This is a genomic window from Streptomyces plumbidurans (assembly GCF_019857225.1).
GTDB lineage: Bacteria > Actinomycetota > Actinomycetes > Streptomycetales > Streptomycetaceae > Streptomyces > Streptomyces plumbidurans.
This window is the reverse complement of record NZ_JAFJSY010000013.1, coordinates 1-20,610: the sequence shown is the minus strand read 5'-3', so window position 1 is coordinate 20,610 and position 20,610 is coordinate 1. Positions and strand designations below refer to the sequence as shown.

At 73.0% G+C, this 20,610-nt stretch carries 17 protein-coding genes; 9 read left to right on the top strand and 8 right to left on the bottom strand.

All coding sequences use genetic code 11. From position 1 onward, the window contains the following. The first annotated feature begins 3 nt into the window (after positions 1–3). Both JYK17_RS11340 and JYK17_RS11335 read left to right on the top strand, forming a co-directional pair. Entirely contained in the window at positions 4–861 is an 858-nt protein-coding gene (locus tag JYK17_RS11340) for a GntR family transcriptional regulator (protein WP_108006644.1), read from the top strand. Positions 862–922: 61 nt separating this feature from the next. Then, complete coding sequence (locus JYK17_RS11335; RefSeq protein WP_222810284.1) at positions 923–1,087, top strand: hypothetical protein; 165 nt, start codon at positions 923–925, stop codon at positions 1,085–1,087. 746 nt (positions 1,088–1,833) lie between these two features. Here the strand turns inward: JYK17_RS11335 and JYK17_RS11330 are convergent. Beyond that, positions 1,834–2,601, bottom strand: a complete 768-nt coding sequence (locus JYK17_RS11330) for a hypothetical protein (RefSeq protein ID WP_164932139.1) — start codon at positions 2,599–2,601, stop codon at positions 1,834–1,836. Positions 2,602–2,767: 166 nt separating this feature from the next. After that, entirely contained in the window at positions 2,768–4,441 is a 1,674-nt protein-coding gene (locus JYK17_RS11325) for a PucR family transcriptional regulator (RefSeq protein ID WP_128801580.1), read from the bottom strand. Positions 4,442–4,786: 345 nt separating this feature from the next. On the opposite strand from JYK17_RS11325, the gene JYK17_RS11320 reads away from it, so the two are divergent. The 4 genes from JYK17_RS11320 to JYK17_RS11305 all read left to right on the top strand — a co-directional run bounded on the left by JYK17_RS11320 (position 4,787) and on the right by JYK17_RS11305 (position 10,188). Then, positions 4,787–5,677, top strand: coding sequence for an FAD binding domain-containing protein (locus JYK17_RS11320; RefSeq protein ID WP_108006638.1), 891 nt, complete (start codon positions 4,787–4,789; stop codon positions 5,675–5,677). After that, a complete protein-coding gene (locus JYK17_RS11315; protein ID WP_108006636.1) occupies positions 5,677–6,171 on the top strand; it encodes a (2Fe-2S)-binding protein in 495 nt (164 codons plus the stop codon). The genes JYK17_RS11320 and JYK17_RS11315 overlap by 1 nt, the downstream gene beginning before the upstream one ends. 5 nt (positions 6,172–6,176) lie before the next feature. Next, a complete protein-coding gene (locus JYK17_RS11310; protein ID WP_222810336.1) occupies positions 6,177–8,561 on the top strand; it encodes a xanthine dehydrogenase family protein molybdopterin-binding subunit in 2,385 nt (794 codons plus the stop codon). A gap of 169 nt (positions 8,562–8,730) precedes the next feature. Beyond that, the gene (locus tag JYK17_RS11305; protein WP_108006634.1) at positions 8,731–10,188 is read left to right on the top strand and encodes an NCS2 family permease; all 1,458 of its coding nucleotides are present in this window, start codon (positions 8,731–8,733) and stop codon (positions 10,186–10,188) included. Between the two features lie 48 nt (positions 10,189–10,236). Here JYK17_RS11305 and JYK17_RS11300 read toward each other — a convergent pair whose 3' ends face one another. Together JYK17_RS11300 and JYK17_RS11295 are read right to left on the bottom strand one after the other, a co-directional pair. Then, the gene (locus JYK17_RS11300) at positions 10,237–10,677 is read right to left on the bottom strand and encodes an Immediate-early protein 2 (RefSeq protein WP_108006632.1); all 441 of its coding nucleotides are present in this window, start codon (positions 10,675–10,677) and stop codon (positions 10,237–10,239) included. A 176-nt stretch (positions 10,678–10,853) separates the two neighbouring features. Further along, positions 10,854–11,993, bottom strand: a complete 1,140-nt coding sequence (locus tag JYK17_RS11295; RefSeq protein WP_128801575.1) for a magnesium and cobalt transport protein CorA — start codon at positions 11,991–11,993, stop codon at positions 10,854–10,856. Between the two features lie 187 nt (positions 11,994–12,180). On the opposite strand from JYK17_RS11295, the gene JYK17_RS11290 reads away from it, so the two are divergent. Further along, the gene (locus JYK17_RS11290; protein ID WP_372465069.1) at positions 12,181–13,332 is read left to right on the top strand and encodes a winged helix DNA-binding domain-containing protein; all 1,152 of its coding nucleotides are present in this window, start codon (positions 12,181–12,183) and stop codon (positions 13,330–13,332) included. Between the two features lie 73 nt (positions 13,333–13,405). Here JYK17_RS11290 and JYK17_RS11285 read toward each other — a convergent pair whose 3' ends face one another. Beyond that, on the bottom strand, positions 13,406–14,053 hold the full coding sequence (locus tag JYK17_RS11285) for a LysE family translocator (RefSeq protein ID WP_222810283.1): 648 nt from the start codon (positions 14,051–14,053) through the stop codon (positions 13,406–13,408). A gap of 65 nt (positions 14,054–14,118) precedes the next feature. On the opposite strand from JYK17_RS11285, the gene JYK17_RS11280 reads away from it, so the two are divergent. Then, the gene (locus tag JYK17_RS11280) at positions 14,119–14,985 is read left to right on the top strand and encodes a LysR family transcriptional regulator (protein ID WP_108006626.1); all 867 of its coding nucleotides are present in this window, start codon (positions 14,119–14,121) and stop codon (positions 14,983–14,985) included. A gap of 255 nt (positions 14,986–15,240) precedes the next feature. Here the strand turns inward: JYK17_RS11280 and JYK17_RS11275 are convergent, their stop codons facing one another. From JYK17_RS11275 to JYK17_RS11265, 3 genes are all read right to left on the bottom strand, one after another. Then, positions 15,241–16,032 (bottom strand): S1 family peptidase, encoded by a 792-nt coding sequence (locus JYK17_RS11275; RefSeq protein ID WP_108006624.1) that lies wholly within the window; start codon positions 16,030–16,032, stop codon positions 15,241–15,243. A 203-nt stretch (positions 16,033–16,235) separates the two neighbouring features. After that, positions 16,236–19,037, bottom strand: coding sequence for a helix-turn-helix transcriptional regulator (locus JYK17_RS11270; protein WP_108006620.1), 2,802 nt, complete (start codon positions 19,035–19,037; stop codon positions 16,236–16,238). Positions 19,038–19,199: 162 nt separating this feature from the next. After that, on the bottom strand, positions 19,200–20,027 hold the full coding sequence (locus JYK17_RS11265; RefSeq protein ID WP_108006618.1) for a response regulator transcription factor: 828 nt from the start codon (positions 20,025–20,027) through the stop codon (positions 19,200–19,202). 113 nt (positions 20,028–20,140) lie between these two features. Here JYK17_RS11265 and JYK17_RS11260 point away from each other — a divergent pair. Next, positions 20,141–20,610 (top strand): AMP-binding protein (locus JYK17_RS11260; protein ID WP_222810282.1); only part of this gene is annotated, 470 nt, incomplete at its 3' end.

Genomic DNA, 20,610 nt, shown 5'->3' with positions numbered 1-20,610 from the left:
CCCGTGAGGCGGAGTACGCCGGGCTCGGCGGTGACGGGGATTCCGGACGGCTGGACGGCCGCCGCGCCCAGGGTGCCGCAGCAACCCGCCGCGGCGGACGTCGACCGGGACCGGCGTGACCGGGACCGGCGTGACCGGGACAGGCGCGACCGGGACCGGCGCGACCGGGGCGCGGAAGTCGCCGCCGCCACTCGCGGCGAGCACACCCACAGCGAGCAGCCCTACCCCCGCCCCCGCCCCGTGCAGCGGTCCTCGGTGCGCGGTCAGATCCTCGACGCGCTGCGCACCGCGCTGGTCGCGGGCGAGCTGACGCCGGGGGAGGTGTACTCGGCGCCGGTCCTGGGCGAGCGGTTCGGGGTCTCCGCGACGCCCGTCCGGGAGGCGATGCAGCAGCTCGCGCTCGAAGGGGCGGTCGAGGTGATCCCCAACCGGGGCTTCCGGGTGATCGAGCGCGGCACCCGCGAACTGGCCGAACTGGCCGAGGTCCGGGCGCTGATCGAGGTCCCGGTGGTGCTGCGCCTGGCCCGTACGGTCCCGGCCGAACGCTGGGTGGAGCTGCGGCCGCTGGCCGACGCGACGGTCCGCGCCGCATCCTCCGGCTGCCGCGCCACCTACGCCGAGTCCGACCGCACCTTCCACCGCGCACTGCTGTCCTTCTGCGGCAACGAACAACTCGTCCGGATCGCCGACGACCTCCACCGCCGCGCCCAGTGGCCCCTGGTCGGCGCCCCCGCCACCCGCGGCCGCGCCGACCTCGTCGCGGACGCGGCCGAACACACCTCCCTGCTCGACGCGCTGATCGCCCGCGATCTCGACGTGGTGCGGGGACTGGTGGGGGAGCATTTCACCGGGGCGTTGTGACCGACTGAGACCGCCGCTCAGCGGCAGGCGGGCCGCTCGGTGCGCCCGTTGAGGAGCCCCGGTGCGGGTACAGAACCTGGGGCCGGTCAGGCCGTCGCCGGCGCCGGGGGCGGTTCCCGCCGGGCACCGGGGCCGTGGCGGCGGCCTCGTGCCGTTCCTCCTGCTGGTCGTCGTGGTCGTCGTCCTCGCCCGCGACACCGCAGTGCGCGACTGGGTGCTGGGCTAGCTCCAGGCACCTGCCGCCGCAGGTCCGCGACCGCTGGGGCAGGCGCGCAGCAGCTGGGGCAGGTCCGTGGCCGCCGGCCGGCCGTCGCGCAGCGGCTGCGGCAGGCTCGCAGCCGCTGGTGAAGACCCGCAGCCGCCAAGGCCGCCGAGCCGCCGCCGGGCAGGTCAGGCCGCTGCCGGGTCGGTCAGGCTGTGGCGGGGCAGCTCAGGCCCGCCGCCGGGCCGGTCAGGCCGTGGCTGGGCAGCTCAGGTCCGCCGCCGGGCAGGTCAGGCCGCTGCCGGGCAGGTCAGGCTGTGGCCGGGCAGCTCAAGCTCGCGGCCGGGCCGGTCGGGCTGTGGCCGGGCCGGTCAGGCGGTGGCTGGGCAGCTCAGGCCCGCCGCCGGGTCGGTCAGGCTGTGGCCGGACAGCTCAGGCCGCCGCCCCAGGTCAGGTCGCTGCCGGGCAAGTCAAGCTCGCTGCCGGGCAGCTCAGGTCGCCGCCGGGCAGTCAGGCCGTGGCGGGGCAGCTTAGGCCCGCCGCCGGTCCGGTCAGGCCGCTGCCCCAGGTCAGGTCGCCGCCGGGCAGCTCAGGTCCGCCGCCGGGCAGTCAGGCCGTGGCTGGGCAGGTCAGGCCGCCGCCGGGCAACTCAGGCCGTGGCCAGGCAACTCAAGCTAGCCGCCGGCAGGTCAGGCCGCCGCCCGGCCGGTCAGGCCGCTGCCGGGCAACTCGAGCTCGCTGCCGGTCAGCTCAGCCCGCCGCCCGGCCGGTCAGGCCGTGGCCGCCCCCGGCGTCGGTGGGGCCAACTGCCGGGCCAGCCAGGTCGGTACGCCCCCGAGGAGTCGGAACAGCCGTCGCGCCTCCTCGCGCAGGCGTGAGGCCTCCGGTTCCGCCTCGGTGTCGGCCAGGGACACCAGGGCCGGGGCCGTGCCGACCAGGTAGCCCAACTCCTCGCGGATGCGCAGGGATTCGGCGAAGCCGTGGCGGGCCTCGGCCAGTTCGCCCTCCCGCAGGGCGAGTCCGGCGAGATGGCGCCAGGTGAACGACAGCAGCAGCGGGTCGGAGTGCGCGGTGGCGGCCGCGTGGGCCCGCCGGAACGCCGCCCGGGCGGCCTGCGGCGATCCCGTGAGGTTCTCCGCGAGCAGGCCCCGCCGGAAGTCCAGCATCGCGCGGCCCGCCGCGCCCGGAGCGATCAGCGCCGCCGCCCGGCCCAGCGCCGAGCGCGCTTCGTCCACCCGGTCGCGCACTCCGTGCAGTGTTGCCGCGTACGCAAGGTGCCCTCTTTCACAAGCGGCCGCGCCCCGCTCGTCGTCGGTGTGGGCCAGCGCCTCGGCCGTGCGCAGCGCGTCCTCGGCCTCCTCCCAGCCCTGCTCGGTGTACAGACACCGTTCGACCAGCAGCGCGGCCCGCTGCAACGCGGCATCCGCGGTACCGGGTTGGAGCAGCGCGGCCGCGTCGGCCCAGCAGGCGCGTGAGCGCAGCCGCCATACCGCGGTCTGGAGGGGATCGTCACCAGCGGTCGTTCCGTTACCAGACATGGCGGTATGCGCCACGTTGCCCTCCCCGAGCACGCCATCGAGCTATGAGTGGTGGCGGCATCTCAGCACGAATTCCGGGGCCCGGCCAAGGGGGTGGGTGAAGGATTTCACAAAGTCGTGGGACGGTGACGGCACTTGGTGCCACCTCCGTCACGTGCCGGTGACCTCAGCTCATCCGCAGTGCCAGGAAGAAATCGAGCTTGTCCTCCAGCCGCGAGAGATCACGGCTCGTCAACTGCTCGATTCGCCCTACGCGGTAGCGCAGCGTGTTGACGTGCAGGTGGAGCCGGGTCGCGCAGCGCGTCCAGGAGCCGTCGCAGTCGAGGAAGGCCTCCAGCGTCGGGATCAGTTCGGCGCGGTGACGGCGGTCGTAGTCGCGCAGCGGATCGAGCAGCCGGGCGGTGAAGGCGCGGCGGACGTCGTCCGGCACGAACGGCAGCAGCAGCACGTGCGAGGCCAGCTCCTGATGCCCCGCCGCGCACACCCGTCCGGGCCGCGCCGCGGCCACCCGCCGGGCGTGCCGTGCCTCCTCCAGCGCCCCGCGCAGCCCCTCCGCCGAGTGCACGGCCGCGCTGACGCCGAGCGTGACCTGCCCGTCGTCGTCCAGGCCCGCCGACAGCGGGTCCCGTACGGTCTCCAGCAGCACGTCGGCGAGGATGCCGGTCTCGGAGCCGTCGTGCTCCGCCGAGACGGCCGGAAGCGGTACGAGGGCGACGGCCTCGTCGCCGGTGTGGGCCACGGCGATCCGGTCGGAGGGCTCGGGGCCCGTCGCCTGCGGGTCGACGAGGATCTCCTCCAGCAGCGACTGCGCGACCGGCCCGGCCTCGATGTCCGAGTCCGCCCAGTCCACGCGGGCCACGATCACCTGCCAGTGCGGGGCGGCCCCCAGACCCGGCAGCAGTACGGGCGCGGCCACCCGCAGCCGGGCGGCGATCTCGGCGGGCGCCGCGCCCGTCTGCACCAGCTCCAGGACCTCCTGCGCCAGCCGTCTGCGCACCGTGCGCGCCGCGTCCCTGCGGTCCCGCTCGACCGAGATCAGCTGGGTGACGCCCTGCAGCAGGTCGAGCCGCTCCGCGGGCCAGTCCCCGGCGTCCGCCTCGACGGCCAGCAGCCAGTCCGACAGCACCGTCTCGCGCACGTCCCGCGAGGCCTGCGCGGACCGTCCGCTGGAGCGGATCGGGAAGAGGCTGTACGTGGCCGGGCCGAGCGTCACCCGGTGCGGTCCGCGCCGGCCCGTGCGGGCGGCGGCCAGGTGCTCCGCGGCCAGCTTGGCGCAGCGGTCGGCGGGCATCCCCGGCCCCGCGGCCTTGGGGCCCGCGATGAGGCGGCCGGTGGGGGAGAGCACCCAGGCCCGCAGGTCCAGGTCCGAGCCGAGCAGGTCGAGGACCACGTCCGGGCCGCCACCCGCGGGACCCGAGGTCATCATCCGCCGGTGCCGGTCGACGACGGCCGCGAGGTCCCCGGCGCGCTCCCCGGACACCTGCCGCACCACATGCTCGGTGATCGTCGCGAACGCCACCGACTCGTCCACCGCGAACAGCGGCAGCCGGTGCCGTACGCAGGCCGCGACGAGATCGTCCGGGATGCCCCTGAGCTCCGCCTCACCGGCGGCCAGGGCCGCCACCTGGGCCTGCGCCAGGATCCGTACGAACGGCTCGGAGTCGTCGGCGTCGCGGCGCCAGGCCAGCCCCGTCAGGACCAGCTCGCCGCCCGACAGATACCGGCTGGGGTCCCTCAGGTCGGTGGTCATCACCCCGCGCACGGTGCGGTCCAGCTCGTCCTCGCCGCCGAGCAGCCGCAGGCCCAGCGCGTCGGTGTCCAGCAGTGCGCGCAGCCGCATTCTCGTCGCCGCCGTTCTTTGTCTCGAAATCTACGATGATGGTGAGGAGGTGCGGTGGAAGGAGCCCGGCGACCGCTGCGCGCGGCGCATCCCTCGATCGCCTGGTTGTTTCCTGCGTTTTTACAGGAGAACGAAGAGGTAGCTGAGGACCTCCGTTCATACGAATCTACAAGATGCCCGGCCTGGCCAGCCAACTCCTTCATGGTTTCCGTGACTGACCCGGGCGGAGCACGGCGCTGTGTACTGACTGCGTTCCGCGTGAACAGCACGTGAACGAGCCGGACCGCCCGCCGAACAGGATCTGGCTCGATCCGTACGACCACGAGACGCAGAAGAGAGCCGGCCATGGACTTCCTTCGCCCCGCCAGCTGGCAGGAGGCGCTCGCCGCGAAGGCGGAGCACCCCGCCGCTGTGCCGATCGCCGGAGGCACCGACGTGATGGTCGAGATCAACTTCGACCACCGCCGGCCCGAGCACCTGCTCGATCTGACCCGCATCGCCGACCTCTACGAATGGGAGGTCGGCGAGCGGAGCGTACGGCTCGGTGCCTCCGTCCCGTACACGAAGATCATGGAGAACCTGCGCGCCGAGCTGCCGGGGCTCGCCCTCGCGTCCCACACCGTCGCCTCCCCGCAGATCCGCAACCGCGGCGGCGTCGGCGGCAACCTCGGCACCGCCTCCCCGGCCGGCGACGCCCACCCCGCCCTGCTGGCGGCCGGCGCCGAGGTCGAGGTCGAGTCGGTGCGCGGCAGCCGCCGTATCCCGATCGACGCGTTCTTCACCGGCGTCAAGCGCAACGCGCTCGCCGCGGACGAGCTGATCAAGTGGGTGCACATCGAGAAGGCCGACGGGCCGCAGCAGTTCTCCAAGGTCGGCACCCGCAACGCCATGGTGATCGCCGTGTGCGCCTTCGGTCTCGCGCTGCACCCGGCGACCCGCACCGTCCGCACCGGCATCGGCTCGGCCGCGCCCACGCCCGTGCGGGCCGGGGCCGCGGAGGAGTTCCTGAACGCGGCGCTCGACGAGGGCGGCTTCTGGGACAACGGACGGATTGTCCCTCCGTCGGTCGTGAAGCAGTTCGCGCAGCTCTGCTCCGGCGCCTGCAACCCGATCGACGACGTCCGGGGCACGGCGGCCTACCGGCGCCACGCGGTCGGCGTCATGGCCCGCCGCACGCTCACCTGGACGTGGGAGTCGTACCGCGGCGCCCGCCGCCTCACGGAGGGAGCCGCATGATGCGCGTCAACGTCACCGTCAACGGACGCCCGCAGCAGGCCGACGACGTCTGGGAGGGCGAGAGCCTGCTCTACGTCCTGCGCGAGCGCCTGGGCCTGCCCGGCTCCAAGAACGCCTGCGAGCAGGGCGAGTGCGGCTCCTGCACGGTCCGCCTCGACGGGGTGCCGGTGTGTTCCTGCCTGGTCGCGGCAGGCCAGGCCGAGGGCCGCGAGGTCGTCACCGTCGAGGGCCTCGCGCAGCTCGCCGGGCGGCGCACCGAGGACGGCGAACTCGCCCCCGTCCAGCAGGCGTTCATCGACGCCGGCGCCGTCCAGTGCGGCTTCTGCACACCCGGTCTGCTGGTCGCCGCCGACGAGATGCTGGAGCGCAACCCGAACCCGAGCGACGAGGACATCCGCGAGGCCCTGTCGGGCAATCTGTGCCGCTGCACGGGCTACGAGAAGATCATGGACGCGGTGCGCCTCGCGGCCGCCCGGCAGCAGGAGGCGGTGTGACCCGCATGCCCTCCGACAAGGCTCCCACCACGATCACCCAGGGCTCGCGGGCCGAGGGCGGCATCGGCGAGTCCACGCTCCGCCCGGACGGCACCCTGAAGGTCACCGGCGAGTTCGCGTACTCGTCCGACATGTGGCACGAGGACATGCTGTGGGGCCAGATCCTGCGCTCCACCGTCGCGCACGCCGAGATCGTCTCCATCGACACCGGCGAGGCCCTGGCCACCCCGGGCGTCCACGCCGTCATGACCTACGACGACCTGCCGACCGAGGTGCGCCACTACGGCCTGGAGATCCGCGACACCCCGGTCCTCGCGCACGGCAAGGTGCGCCACCACGGCGAACCGGTCGCGATCGTCGCCGCCGACCACCCGGAGACCGCGCGCCGCGCCGCCGCGAAAATCAGGGTCGAGTACCGCGAACTGCCCCTCATCACCGACGAGGCCTCCGCGACCGCGCCCGACGCCGTCCTCGTCCACGAGAACCGCCACGACCACCACGCCGGACACGTCCCGCACCCGAACATCGTCCACCGCCAGCCCATCGTCCGCGGCGACGCGGCCGCAGCGGCCAGGCGCGCCGACGTGATCGTCACGGGCGACTACACCTTCGGCATGCAGGACCAGGCGTTCCTCGGCCCCGAGTCCGGTCTCGCGGTCCCGGAGGAGGACGGCGGCGTCCACCTCTACATCGCCACCCAGTGGCTCCACTCCGACCTGCGCCAGATGGCGCCCGTGCTCGGCCTGCCCGAGGACAAGGTGCGCATGACGCTGTCCGGCGTCGGCGGCGCGTTCGGCGGGCGCGAGGACCTGTCGATGCAGATCCACGCCTGTCTGCTCGCCCTGCGCACCGGCCGGCCCGTCAAGATCGTCTACAACCGCTTCGAGTCCTTCTTCGGGCACGTCCACCGCCACCCGGCCACGCTGCACTACGAGCACGGGGCCACGCGCGACGGCAAGTTGACCCATATGAAGTGCCGGATCGTCCTGGACGGCGGCGCCTACGCCTCCGCCTCCCCGGCCGTCGTCGGCAACGCCGCCTCCCTGTCGGCAGGCCCGTACGTGATCGACGACGTCGACATCGAGGCCCTCGCCCTCTACACCAACAACCCGCCCTGCGGCGCCATGCGCGGCTTCGGCGCGGTCCAGGCGTGCTTCGCCTACGAGGCACAGATGGACAAACTGGCCAGGGAACTGGGCCTGGACCCGGTGGAGTTCCGGCAGCTGAACGCCATGGAGCAGGGCACCCTCATGCCGACCGGGCAGCCGGTCGACTCCCCGGCCCCGGTCGCCGAACTGCTGCGCCGCGTCAAGGCGATGCCGATGCCGCCGGAGCGCCAGTGGGAGTCCAGCGAGGGCGCGGACGTACGGCAGCTGCCCGGCGGTCTGTCCAACACCACCCACGGCGAGGACGTCGTACGCGGCGTCGGCTACGCCGTCGGCATCAAGAACGTCGGCTTCTCCGAGGGCTTCGACGACTACTCCACCGCCAGGGTGCGCATGGAGGTCGTCGGCGGCGAGCCCGTCGCCACCGTGCACACGGCGATGGCGGAGGTCGGCCAGGGCGGTGTCACCGTCCACGCGCAGATCGCCCGCACCGAACTGGGCGTCGCGCAGGTGACCATCCGCCCCGCCGACACCCAGGTGGGCTCGGCCGGTTCGACCTCGGCCTCCCGGCAGACCTACGTCACCGGTGGCGCCGTGAAGAACGCCTGCGAGCTGGTGCGCGAGCGGGTGCTGGAGATCGGCCGGCGCAAGTTCGGCAGCTACCACCCGGCCTGGGCCACCGCCGAACTGCGCCTGGAGGGCGGCAAGGTGGTCACCGACGGCGGCGAGGTCCTCGCCGACCTGGTGGACGTCCTGGAGGGCGAGGCCGTCGAGGTGGAGCAGGAGTGGCGCCACCGCCCGACCGAGCCCTTCGACCTGCGCACCGGCCAGGGCAACGGCCACGTCCAGTACTCCTTCGCCGCGCACCGCGCCGTCGTCGAGGTCGACACCGCGCTCGGCCTGGTCAAGGTCATCGAACTGGCCTGCGCGCAGGACGTCGGCAAGGCGCTCAACCCGCTCTCCGTCCTCGGCCAGATCCAGGGCGGCACCGTCCAGGGCCTGGGCATGGCGGTGATGGAGGAGATCGTCGTCGACCCCGCGACCGCGAAGGTCAACAACCCCTCCTTCACGGACTATCTGATCCCCACGATTCTCGACACGCCGACCATCCCCGTCGACGTGCTCGAACTCGCCGACGACCACGCGCCGTACGGGCTGCGCGGCGTCGGCGAGGCACCGACCCTGTCGTCGACCCCGGCCGTGCTCGCGGCGATCCGCGACGCGACCGGGCTCGAACTGAACAGGACCCCGGTCCGGCCCGAGCACCTCACCGGAACCGTGTGAAAGACCTCCGGGCGGCGCACGGAACGTCACACACTCCGCGCCGCCCGGAAACCCCAGTTCGTTCGTCTCGGGCCGTCCCCCGGGTCGTGCGGCCGCAGCACCATCCCAAATCCCGCATACGCCGCAGGCGTTGACGGGTGCCCCTGTGAACCTTGGGAGTAGGCCCCACATGACCCAGCAGTCCCTGAAGCCGGCGACCGCCGCCGCCGACGCGGGTGAAGGAACCCGCGTCCCGGCCGGCCGGTCCTGGCTCGACCGTTACTTCCACATAACCAAGCGCGGATCCTCCGTCGCGCGCGAAGTGCGCGGTGGCGTCACCACCTTCATGGCGATGGCGTACATCCTCCTGCTCAACCCCCTGATCCTGTCCGGCAAGGACGCGGCGGGGGACACGCTCGGCCAGAAGGCCCTGATCACCGCGACGGCGTTCGGAGCGGCCTTCACCACGCTGCTCATGGGCTTCTTCGGCAAGGTGCCGCTCGCCCTCGCCGCCGGACTGTCCGTCTCCGGCGTGCTGTCCTCGCAGGTGGCCCCGCAGATGACCTGGCCGCAGGCCATGGGCATGTGCGTGATGTACGGCGTGGTCATCATGCTGCTGGTCGTCACCGGCCTGCGCGAGATGATCATGAACGCGATCCCGCTCGCGCTCAAGCACGCGATCACCATGGGCATCGGGCTGTTCATCGCGCTGATCGGCCTGGTGAAAGCCGGGTTCGTGCACCAGGGCAAGGCGACCCCCGTCACCCTCGGGGCGACCGGTGAACTCGCGGGCTGGCCCGTGCTGTTGTTCGCCCTCACCCTGCTCGCGATCTTCATGCTGCAGGCCCGCGGCACCCCCGGCGCGATCCTGATCGGCATCGTCGGCGGCACCGTCGCCGCCGTCGTCCTCAACGCCCTCGGTGTCATCGACCCGAAGCAGTGGGCGAGCGGCGCTCCCGAACTGCACGGCAGCGCGGTCTCCATGCCGGACTTCTCGCTCTTCGGCAAGGTGGAGTTCGGGGGCTGGGGCAGCGTCGGCGCGATGACCGTCGGCATGATCGTCTTCACGCTGGTGCTGGCGGGCTTCTTCGACGCCATGGCCACCATCATCGGCGTCGGCACCGAGGCCAAGCTGGCCGACGAGCAGGGCCGGATGCCGGGCCTGTCCAAGGCGCTGTTCATCGACGGCGCGGGCGGCGCGATCGGCGGCGTCGCGGGCGCCTCCGGTCAGACCGTGTTCGTGGAGTCCGCGACCGGCGTCGGAGAGGGCGCCCGCACCGGCCTGTCCTCGGTGGTCACCGGCCTGTTCTTCGCGGCCTGTCTGTTCTTCACCCCGCTGACGGCGATCGTCCCCGGCGAGGTCGCGGCCGCGGCCCTGGTGGTCATCGGCGCCATGATGATGATGAACGCCCGCCACGTCGACTGGGCCGACCGCGCCACCGCGATCCCGGTCTTCCTCACCGTCGTGATCATGCCGTTCACCTACTCCATCACCGCGGGCGTCGCGGCCGGAGTCGTCTCCTACGTCGCCATCAAGATCGCCCAGAGCAAGGCGCGGGAGATCGGCGCCTTCATGTGGGGCCTGACGGTGATCTTCCTGGTCTACTTCTCCCTCAACCCGATCGAGAGCTGGATGGGCGTGCACTGACCGCGGCCCGGCCGGCGGTGACCCCGCCGGCCGGCCGGCCGGCCGGCCTCACGGCGTTCTCAGCAGGCGGTTGGCCGCCCGTCCGAACATCCACCGGGCGACGGGTGCGACGAGCGCGTCGAGGAAGCCGGGAAGGAAGCGCACGTCCAGCTCCTCGCGCCAGACCACCCGGCTACGGCCCCCCGGCCCCGGCCCGACCTCGATCTCCGCCCAGCCCGCGATCACCCGCCCCCGCTTCTCCAGCCGGCACAGCCCCGCCTCGGTCTCCGTCGGCGGCCGCCACACCGTGACCTCCATCGGGTCCTCGAAGACGAGCGGCCACAGCCCGGACCGGGCGACGAAGACCGTACCCACGTCCGTCGGCGCGGGCGTGACCACCCTGACCCGGGTCAGCGGGACCACGTCGCCGTGGCGGGGCCATGCGGTGAGACGGCGCCACGCCTCGTCGAGGGGGAGCGGAGCCGTGCGCTGGAGAAGGAAGTTGACCACGAGACGATCGTAAGTAATCCGAGCTGCTCACAGGGGGGTTCAGTCGCGCGTCACGCACTTGGACCAGCGCGGCGCGCGCCAGACTGCGTAGAAAGGACGGCTACGGCACCCTCACGAGGACCGTGCCGTGCGTCACCGCGGATGGCGGCCACCTGGGCGCCCGCCGCACCGGGCGCTCACAGCCAGCCGCGCCGTTTGAAGATCAGGTACAGGCTGAAGCAGACCACGCCCATCAGGCCGATGGCGAAGGGATAGCCGAAGGTCCAGCTCAGCTCGGGCATGTGCTGGAAGTTCATCCCGTAGATCGTGCCCACCAGCGTCGGCGCGAACAGAATGGCCGCCCACGACGAGATCCGTTTGATCTCCTCGTTCTGCTCGAAGCCCGCCTGTGCCAGCGCCCGCATCTCCGCGTTCTGCTGCTGGGTGACCAGGGTCGCGTTCACCGTGAGGATGTCGGTGAGGGCCTGCCGGAAGCCGTCGACGCGCTCGCTGGTGTGCGTGACATGGTCGGCCACGTCCCGCAGATAGCGCTGGAGTTCGTCGTCCGTGCCGTACTTGGAGAACCCGGCGATCAGACCGTGCAACATGCCGACCAGGGGGCGGGTGGCGCGCTGGAACTCGACCATCTCGCGCGAGAGTTCGTAGATGCGGCGGGAGACCTCGGGGTCGCCGCGGAAGACCTCGGTCTCGATCTCGTCGATGTCGTTCTGCACGCCGGCGACGACCGGGGCGTACCCGTCGACGACCGCGTCGAGGATGGCGTACAGCACCGCCTCCGGGCCCAGTTTCAGCAACTCCGTGGACTCCTCCATGCGGTGGCGGACCGCGGAGAGATCGGGGGCCGCTCCATGGCGGACCGTGATGACGAAGTCGGGCCCGACGAACACATGCAGCTCGCCGAAGTCGACCTCCTCCAGGGCGTCGAGGTAGCGGGCCGCCCGCAGCACGACGAACAGGGTGTCGCCGTAGCGCTCCAGCTTCGGGCGCTGATGCGCCTCCATGGCGTCCTCGACCGCCAGCGGGTGCAGATCGAACTCCGCGGCCAGGGAGAGGAGTTCACCCTCGGTGGGGCGGGCCAGGCCGATCCACGCCATACCCGAGGGCTCCTCGCGCAGTTCGCGGAAGGTGTCGGCGAGGGTGGCCGGGGAGGAGACGCGCACGCCGTCGCGGTACAGCGCCGCCTGGACGACGCTGGCCACCTCCGTCGGCTCCGCGGGTGCCGGATCGGTCGGCTGCCCGGTCGTCGGCGGCGAGGGCGGCTGCGGCGGGGTCAGTGCGCGGCGCCAGACGGACTTGCGCGCGTTGTCGGCGGCCATGGGGCACCTCCCGCTCAGGGGGGAGGGCGCATCGCCTCGGCGTGCGGCCGCCTCCCGGGTCGTACCTGGGGCTGGCGTGATCGGGGGCAGGATATACGGGGCGAATGACGGCCGGAGGAGCCGCTGCTCCGGAGCGCGGTGAGCGTTGCGGACAGCAGGTGTCCGCAAGCGCCGCTAGCTTCGGAGCATGACGAAGCGGAGCACGACGAAGCGGACCATGCAGAGGACGACGAGCGCGGCGAGCCCCGTGCTCGGCAGGCGCGAGCTCAACCGCGCCACCCTCGCACGGCAGTTGCTGCTGCGCCGGTCCCCGCTCGGCGCAGAGGCCGCCGTCGGGCATCTGCTCGGGCTCCAGGCGCAGAACGTCAAACCGCCCTACTACGCGCTCACCGCCCGCCTCGACGGCTTCCGGCCCGAGGATCTGTCCACGCTGATGGCGGACCGGAACGTCGTCCGTATCGTCACCATGCGCTCGACCATCCACACCCACACCGCCGACGACTGCCTCACCCTGCGCCCGCTCGTCCAGCCGGCCCGCGACCGTGAACTGAGCGCCTTCCGCAAGGGACTTGAGGGCGTCGACCTGGACCGGCTCGCCCGGCTCGCGCGGGAGCTGGTCGAGGCCGAGCCGCGCACGATGAAGGAACTGCGCGAGGCCCTGCTCGCCGAGTGGCCGGACGCCGACCCGCAGTCCCTCGGCATCGCCGCGCGCTGCCGGCTGCCGCTGGTCCAGGTCACCCCGCGCGGGCTGTGGGGCAGAAGCGGGCAGGTCGCCCTGACCACCGCCGAGCACTGGCTGGGCCGCGCGGCCCGGCCGGCACCCAGCCTTGACGCGACCGTGCTGCGCTATCTGGCCGCGTTCGGCCCCGCCTCCGTCAAGGACATGCAGACCTGGGCCGGACTGACCCGGCTGCGCGAGGCCTTCGAGCGGCTGCGCCCCGAACTCGTCACCTTCCGCGACGAGAACGGCGCCGAGCTCTTCGACCTGCCCGACGCGCCCCGCCCTGATGCGGACACCCCGGCCCCGCCGCGCTTCCTGCCCGAGTTCGACAACCTGCTCCTCTCCCACGCCGACCGCACCCGCGTCGTGCCCGCCGAGTACCGGGGCCGCAGCTGGGTGGGCAACACGGTCCACCGCACCTTCCTCGTCGACGGCTTCCTGGCCGGGGTGTGGAGGCTGACCGACGACGCCCTGCTCATCGAGCCCTTCGGCGCGCTCGGCAAGGGCGCGCGGGAGGAGTTGGTGCGGGAGGAGCTGGTGCGGGAGGGCGAGCGGATGCTGACGGCCATGCATCCGCAGTCGTCGTACGACATCCGGTTCGGGACGGTGATCACCTGACTCCCGGTCCGCATGACTCCCGGTCCGCGTGCGACTCCCGGTCCGCGTGCGACTCCCGCTCCGCGGTTGCCTCTCAGTCCGCGCGCCCCGTCACCGCCACCGTCAGCCCCAGCCCGATCATGGTGAAGCCGCCCGCGCCGCCGATCAGTGACAGACGGCGGTCGGAGCGGGCGAACCAGGCGCGGGCCGCCGAGGCCGTCAGGCCCCAGAGGGTGTCCGTGACCAGGCCGATGGAGATGGGGATCAGACCCAGCAGGAGCATCTGCACCGGGACATGGCCCGCCGGGTGGTCGACGAACTGGGGCAGCACGGCGGCGAAGAACACGACCCCCTTCGGGTTGGTGAGGCCCACCAGAATCCCGTCGAGGACGGTCCGCAGATCGCCGCGCGCGGGCCGGACCGGGCGGGTGGCGATCATCGACGCCTTCAGCTCCTTGCGGTGCCGGAACGCCTGCACGCCCAGGTACACGAGATAGGCCGCGCCCGCCAGCTTCACCGCCAGGTAGACCGTCACGGAGCGCTCCACCAGCGAGCCGATGCCGACCGCGACCGCCACCACCAGCAGGTACGAGCCGAAGACATTGCCGATCGCGGTCGCCACGGCGGTGCGGCGGCCGTGCGCGAGCGCCCGGCCGATGACGAAGAGCACGCTGGGCCCCGGGATCACGATCACCAGCAGGGACATCGCGGCGAAGGCGAGGAAACGGTCCGTGGACACCATGCTCATCACTCCCATCGGCCGCTCATTGAAACAGCCGCCGGCCCGTCCCCTCTAGAGTCGGACCCATGGAACTGAGGCAGCTCGGCTACTTCGTCGCGGTGGCCGAGGAGCTGCACTTCGGGCGGGCGGCCGAGCGGCTGCACATCGTGCAGTCGGCGGTGAGCATGCAGATACAGCGCCTGGAACGGGAGCTGGGGGCCGAGCTGTTCGACCGCACCCCGCGTCGGGTACGGCTCACGGCGGCCGGGGAGCGGCTGTTGCCCAAGGCGCGGGCGGTGCTGGCCGCGGCCGAGGAGGCACGGGCCGCCGTCGCCCCGCCGCCGGGCCTGAGAATCGGCACCAGTACGGGGCTCGGCACGCATCTCGACCGGGTGCTCGCCGCGTTCGCGCGCCGTGCGCCGGACGTGCCGATCGAGCTGTTCTCGCTGCCGGCCGGCGAGCGCCTGGCCCGGGTCGCGGGCGGTCAGCTGGACGCCGCGTTCGTCCGGGCGGTCGACCCGGTGCCGGGCGTACGGGTACTGCCGCTGTGGCCCGACCCCCTGGTGGCGGCGCTCCCGGCCGGGCATCCGCTCGCCGCGCGCGAGGAGGTCGCTCTGGCGGAACTGGCCCGGCTGCCCCTGAGCCTGACCGAGCGCCGCAACAACCCGCCCCTGGTCGACCTAGTCGTCGGCGCCTGCCGCGAGGCCGGCTTCGAGCCGCTGCCGGGACCGGTGAGCGGCTCCCTGCAGGACACCCTCGCCGCCATCGGCGTCCGGCCGCTGTGGACCGTCGTCTACGCCTCCCACGCGCGCGTGCTGCGCAGCCCCCGCGTCGCCTTCGTACGGTTCACCGCCCCCGGCCTCGCCCTGCCGACAGGCCTCGCCGTGCCCACCGCCGACCCGCCGCCGCATCTGCGAACCCTGCTGCTGGCCTGCCGCGATCACGGGAACTGATCGCTGCGGTCGCGGTCTGCCTCTTGGTCGCGGACGTCCGGCGCGGTGGACTGGTCGCACCGGGAAGAAGCCGAACGGGCTCCGCGCTCAGGGGAGTTCAGTCATGCCTAGATGCGATACGTGTCGACGAAGGCGTTGGTAGTGGCGCTCCCCGGGTGGGCGGACCACATGGAAAGGGGGCGCTGCGGGCTGCTCGTGGAAGCCCGCAACGCCCCCTTGTCTCTCACCTGAGGGGTGCTCAGGAGGTCTGGCGGATCACGAGCCGATCTGCTCGGCCACCAGATCCGAGAAGGTGGTCAGCCGGGTGTAGACACCCGGGTAACCCGCCTCCGCGCACCCTTCGCCCCAGGAAGTGATCCCTGCCAGGACGCCCCCGATGAGCAGGGGACCGCCGCTGTCGCCCTGGCAGGTGTCTACGCCGCCGGAGGAGTATCCGGCGCAAACCATGTCGGACTGGACGAAGTCCGAACCGTAGGAGTTCTGGCAGCTGGAGTCGGCCACGATCGGCACGGTCGCGGTCCGCAGCTGGTTGGAGGAGCTGCCGTTCTCCGAGGTGGTGCCCCAGCCGAGGATGCGGGCGCTGGTGCCGGACGCGTAGACGGAGGTGTCCGACGACCTGACGTACGACGCCGGCGTGTAGGGCATCGGCGACGACAGCGTCAGGACGGCCACGTCGTCCCCGTTGGTGGCGTCCGTGTAGTCCGGGTTCACCCAGATGTTGCTGACCTTGCCGACCGTGCCGTTCGTGCCGTTCAGATAGGTGCGGCCGCCGACGACCCGCACACCGCTCGGGCTCTCGCCGGCCATGCAGTGGGCGGCCGTGACCACCTTGGTGGCCGAGACGAGGGTGCCGCCGCAGAACTGGTTCTGCGAGGCGTCGGTGATCTGCATGACGAACGGGTAGGCCGTTGTGGTGGTTGTGGTGCCGCCCACGATGGGCTGGGGCGCGGCTGCCGCGGAAGGCGCGCAGAGCAGTGCGGTGACGGCCGCCGTCGCGGCCGCCGCAGCGACCGCTGCGGTCTTTCTGGCACGGTTGGACCCGGACATGAGTCTCCTCAGTGGGGGTTGCCGGTGGGGGGTCGCGCGGGTGGGGGTTTAGCACGGGGGTCGCGGGACCGACCCCCGTATGCCCGGGCGAGCGGCACGCCCATCACGCTAGGACCCGCAGCCCCCGGCCCCCAATGAGGGAACCCCCTAGGGGGTTGGGTGAGGGAAAACCCTCGGTCCGCCTCAGTTAACCTGGCGCGTCGTCACTTCGCGCGCCGTGCAGCCGCCAAACGGACGATGTCCACGCGCGAGCGGATCCCCAGCTTGCGGTAGACCCGGGTCAGGGTCGCCTCGACCGTCTTGACGCTGATGAACAGGCGCGCGGCGATCTCCCGGTTGGTCGCGCCCTCCATGACGAGCGCGGCGACCTGCCGTTCCATCGCGGCCAGCCCTTCCAGACCCTCCGACGCACCGGTGGGGGCGATCGGTTCCGTCAGGCTCGCCGCGGCGGCCGCCTCCACCTGACGCACCCAGGGCAGCGCCCGGCAGCGGCGGAAGAGCCGGGCCGCCTCGTCGTACGACGTCGGGCCGGGGCGGCCGGGGCGCAGCGAGGCCATCGCGAACGCGGCGCGCGCCTCCTCGAGGCCGTACCCGAGCTTGGCCAGCCGGTCCTGTGCCGACGTCAGCTGGGCGAGCGCGGCGTCGTGCTCGCCGCGCGCGGCCCGTACCAGTGCCTCGGCCCGGTCGAGCACCCCCAGCACGCTCTCGCGCCCGAGCCGCAGCGCGTGGGCGCGCGCCCCGTCGAGGAGTTGCTGCGCCTCGTCGATCTCGCCGATCCGCACGAGGGCCTCGGCGAGGTCGCCGTGCCAGCGGCCGCGTGCCGGGTCGTTGATGCCGAGCCCGTGCTCCAGATCGCGCACCCGGCGCAGCGAGCGCACCGCGCCCTCGGCGTCCCCGGCGACGAGTTGGGCGTGCCCGAGCGCGGTCAGTCCCCGGGAGACGTACATCTGGTCGCCGACCTGCTCGGCCTGCTCGACCGCCTCCCGGGCGAGCGCGAGCGCCCGGTCCGGGTCGCCGCCCGAGGCCTCGGCGAGGGAGTCGAGCACGGCGGACGGTATCTCGCCGATCCCGGAGTCGCGGGCCAGCCGCATGCTCTCGTGCGCCAGGTCCAGGGCGCGTCCGCAGTGCCCGGAGCGCAGTTCGGTCTCGGCGAGCAGCCGCACGAAGTGCACCTCGCTCTCGACCATGCCGCGCCTGCGCACCTCGCGCAGCAGCGCGTTGACGGTGCTGCGGGCCTCGGGCAGCTGGTCGCTCATGATCAGCCAGCGGTAGCGGGTGGCGCCCGCGCCGTTGTGATGGCAGGCCACCTGCGGGTCCTGGGGCTCCTTCAGCGCGCGCTTGATGGTCGCGGGGGCGTCCGGGTGGCCCATCAGGGTCTCGGTCTGCGCCTGGAAGGCGAGCGCGAGCAGTTCGGTACGGCGGTCTCCGGCCCGCGCGGCCAGCTCCGCCGCGTGCGCGGCCTCCTCCCGGCCCTCCGCGAAGTCGCCCTCCACGACCAGTCCGCGCCAGGCCAGCTGGTAGTGGACCTGGGCCAGCAGCGCCGGGTCGTCGCCGGCGTCGGCGAGGGCCTGCGGGTAGACGGTGTCGACGTCGCCGAGGGCCTGCCCGGCCGCCTCGATGACCACCATCCAGGCCCGCACCCGGTCCGCGGGCGCGGTGGCCCGGGTCAGCACGTCCCGGGCGATGTCTCGGGCCAGGTCCACCTCGCCGGCGGTGATCGCGTCCTCCGCGGCCTGCAACCGGCGCTCGTCGGGATCGACTTCGCCCTCGGGCGGGGTGTGCCGGGCGGCGAGCAGCCCGAGCGTCGCGGCGACCGAGGGCGCCCCGCGGTCCCGGGCGAGCGCGGCGGCCTCGGCGAGCCGGGCCGCGGCCTCCGGGTCGGTGCCGGTGGTCGCGAGGGCGAGATGCCGGGCGCGCTCGATCGGGTCGGAGGCCGCCGTGGACAGCGCCGCGTGCGCGGCACGCCGGTCCTGCACGGGCGCCTCCGCGTACAGCGCGGCCGAGACCAGCGGATGCGCGAAGCGTACGGCGGGGCCCTCCGACTCCGTTGCCAGCAGCCCCAGTTCGGCCGCCCGGGCCGTCTCCGCCTCGGCGTTGTCGCGGCCCGCCGCGTGCAGCAGGGCCAGCGTGGGGCGGGCGCCGGCGCTGGCCACCAGGAGGGTGCGGCGGGCCTCGGCGGAGAGCATCTCCAGCCGGTTGAGCACCAGGGCGCGCAGCGAGGTGGGCACGGGCAGCGGTTCGCCGGGGCGCGGCGGGGTGGGGTTCTCGGCCAGGGCGCGGCCCAGTTCGAGGGCGAAGAGCGGATTGCCGCCGCTGGTGCGGTGGATGTCGCGGACCGTGGAGCGGGGCAGGCCGGTGTAGCCGCGGTGGTCGAGGAGGGTGGAGACCTGGGCGCGGGAGAGCGGGCCGAGCCGTACGGCCAGGGTGTCCGGGGGCGATGCGCTCAGGTGCTGGTCGTACTCCTGGCCATCCGTCCGTACCGCGCACAGCAGTTGGACCGGGGTGTCGCCCAGGCGGCGGGCGGCGAAGCCGAGGAGTTCGGCGCTCGCGGAGTCCAGCCACTGCAGATCGTCGGCGACGACCAGGACGGGGCCCTCGGCGGCCAGCGCGCGCAGGACGGAGAGCACGGCCAGGCGCAGGGCCAGTCCGTCCCGCTGCAGGGTCGATTCTCCCCGGCCGGTGAGGGCCGACTCCAGGGCGGTGCGCTGGGCGGCGGGCAGCCGTCCGGACACCTCGTCCGCCACCAGGCCGAACAGGTCCGCCAGGGCCAGGAACGGGAGATGGGATTCGGACTCGGTGGCCGAACAGCGCAACACGGTGCGGCCGGCTGTCCCGTATTCGGAGGCCAATGCCCGCAGAGCGGTCGACTTTCCTATTCCGGCGGGGCCGTGCAGCAGCACACTCCCGCCGCGGCCGAGCTGCTCACGCGCCGCGCCGAGCAGCTCCTGTCTGCCGATGACCAGGTCGGAGCGGCGACCGGCAGGCTCCTTGAAGTCCCCTCGCACGGGTCCGCTCCCCTCCACGTGTCGTGTCCGGGCCAAATTCTAGGCAATGTCTCTTTGAAATTCGGACGGACTGTACGGTGAGGGATATAACAATGGTGCAGCATATGCCAATTCAAAGCCCGGCCGAATGAAAAACCGACCCGGGCAGCAGGTTGCCGCGGGCTACGGAAGCAGCCCGGTGCGCCGCGCCGTGGCGACCGCCTCTCCCCGGGTGTGGGCGCCCAGTTTGCGCATCGCCGACCGCAGATAGCTCTTCACCGTCTCAGGCCGCAGACCCAGCCGCTCCGACGCCGCGGAGTTGGTGGCCCCGGCCGCCACACAGGCGAGCACATCCAGCTCCCGGGGCGCCAGCCGCACCGCCCCGCCGGGCGCGTCCGGCGTCAGCAGCTCGCACGCGTCGAGCAGCTCCGCCCGCAGCCCAGGGTCCGCGATCCGCGGGGCCAGCGCCCGCAGCGCCGCATGCGCCTCCCGCACCTGCTCCCAGGCGGCGCCCGACGCGAGAGCCGGTCCCGCCTGGGCGGCCGCCGCCAGGCTCCGCGCCTCGTCCCCGACGGCCAGCGCCTGCTCCACGTCCCGCGCGGCCTCCATCGCCGCGTCCAGCGTGCGGTCGCCGAGCGGCTGGGCGGTGCGCAGGGCGCCGTACAGCACACCCCGCACCCGGCGTCGTACCACCACCGGCACCGCGAGGATCGACCGCAGCCCCTCCGTGGCGACCGGGATGTCGTACTCATGGCTGATCTGCCGCGACGAGGAGTAGTCCGTCACGGCGCACGGCCTGGCCAGCGCGACCGCCCGGCCGCCCAGGCCGTTGCCGGAACTCACCGGCAGCCCGCTCAGCGCGAGCGTGGCCGTGCCGCTCAGTTCGCTGATGCGCACCTGCTGCCGCCCCGGCTCCACCAGACCGCCGAAGGCGACCGGAAGCCGGGTCGTGCGCCGCAGCCGTGCCAGCGCACTGCGAATCTCGATGCCCGCGGCCGCGTCTGCTGTCACCTGCTTGCCCTTTCCTTGCAGCACACACCCCCGTTCGGGGGTAGTGAGACCTGCATCACGGATTACACGATGACAGACAGGCGCCCGGCAATGGTCCGGCACGAGGAGGAGAGATGACGACGGCGACGGAGCTCTTCCGCAGCGCGCGGGACTTCCTGCTGGAGCACCGCGAGAACTATGCGAACGCGTACGAAGGGTTCAGCTGGCCCCGGCCCGCACACTTCAACTGGGCGCTCGACTGGTTCGACGTCATCGCCGAGGGCAATGACCGCACCGCCCTGCACATCGTCGAGGAGGACGGCGGCGAGGTCCGCGTCTCCTTCGCGGAGATGTCCGAGCGCTCCGCCCGGGTGGCCAACTGGCTGCGCGACCTGGGCGTCGGCCCCGAGGACCGGGTCCTGGTCATGCTCGGCAACCAGGTCGAGCTGTGGGAGACCGCGCTCGCCGCGATGAAGCTGCGCGCCGTCGTCATCCCGGCCACCCCGCTGCTCGGCCCCGCCGATCTGCGCGACCGCGTCGACCGGGGCCGCGTCAAGCACGTCGTCGTACGGGCCGAGGACACCGCCAAGTTCGACGACGTCCC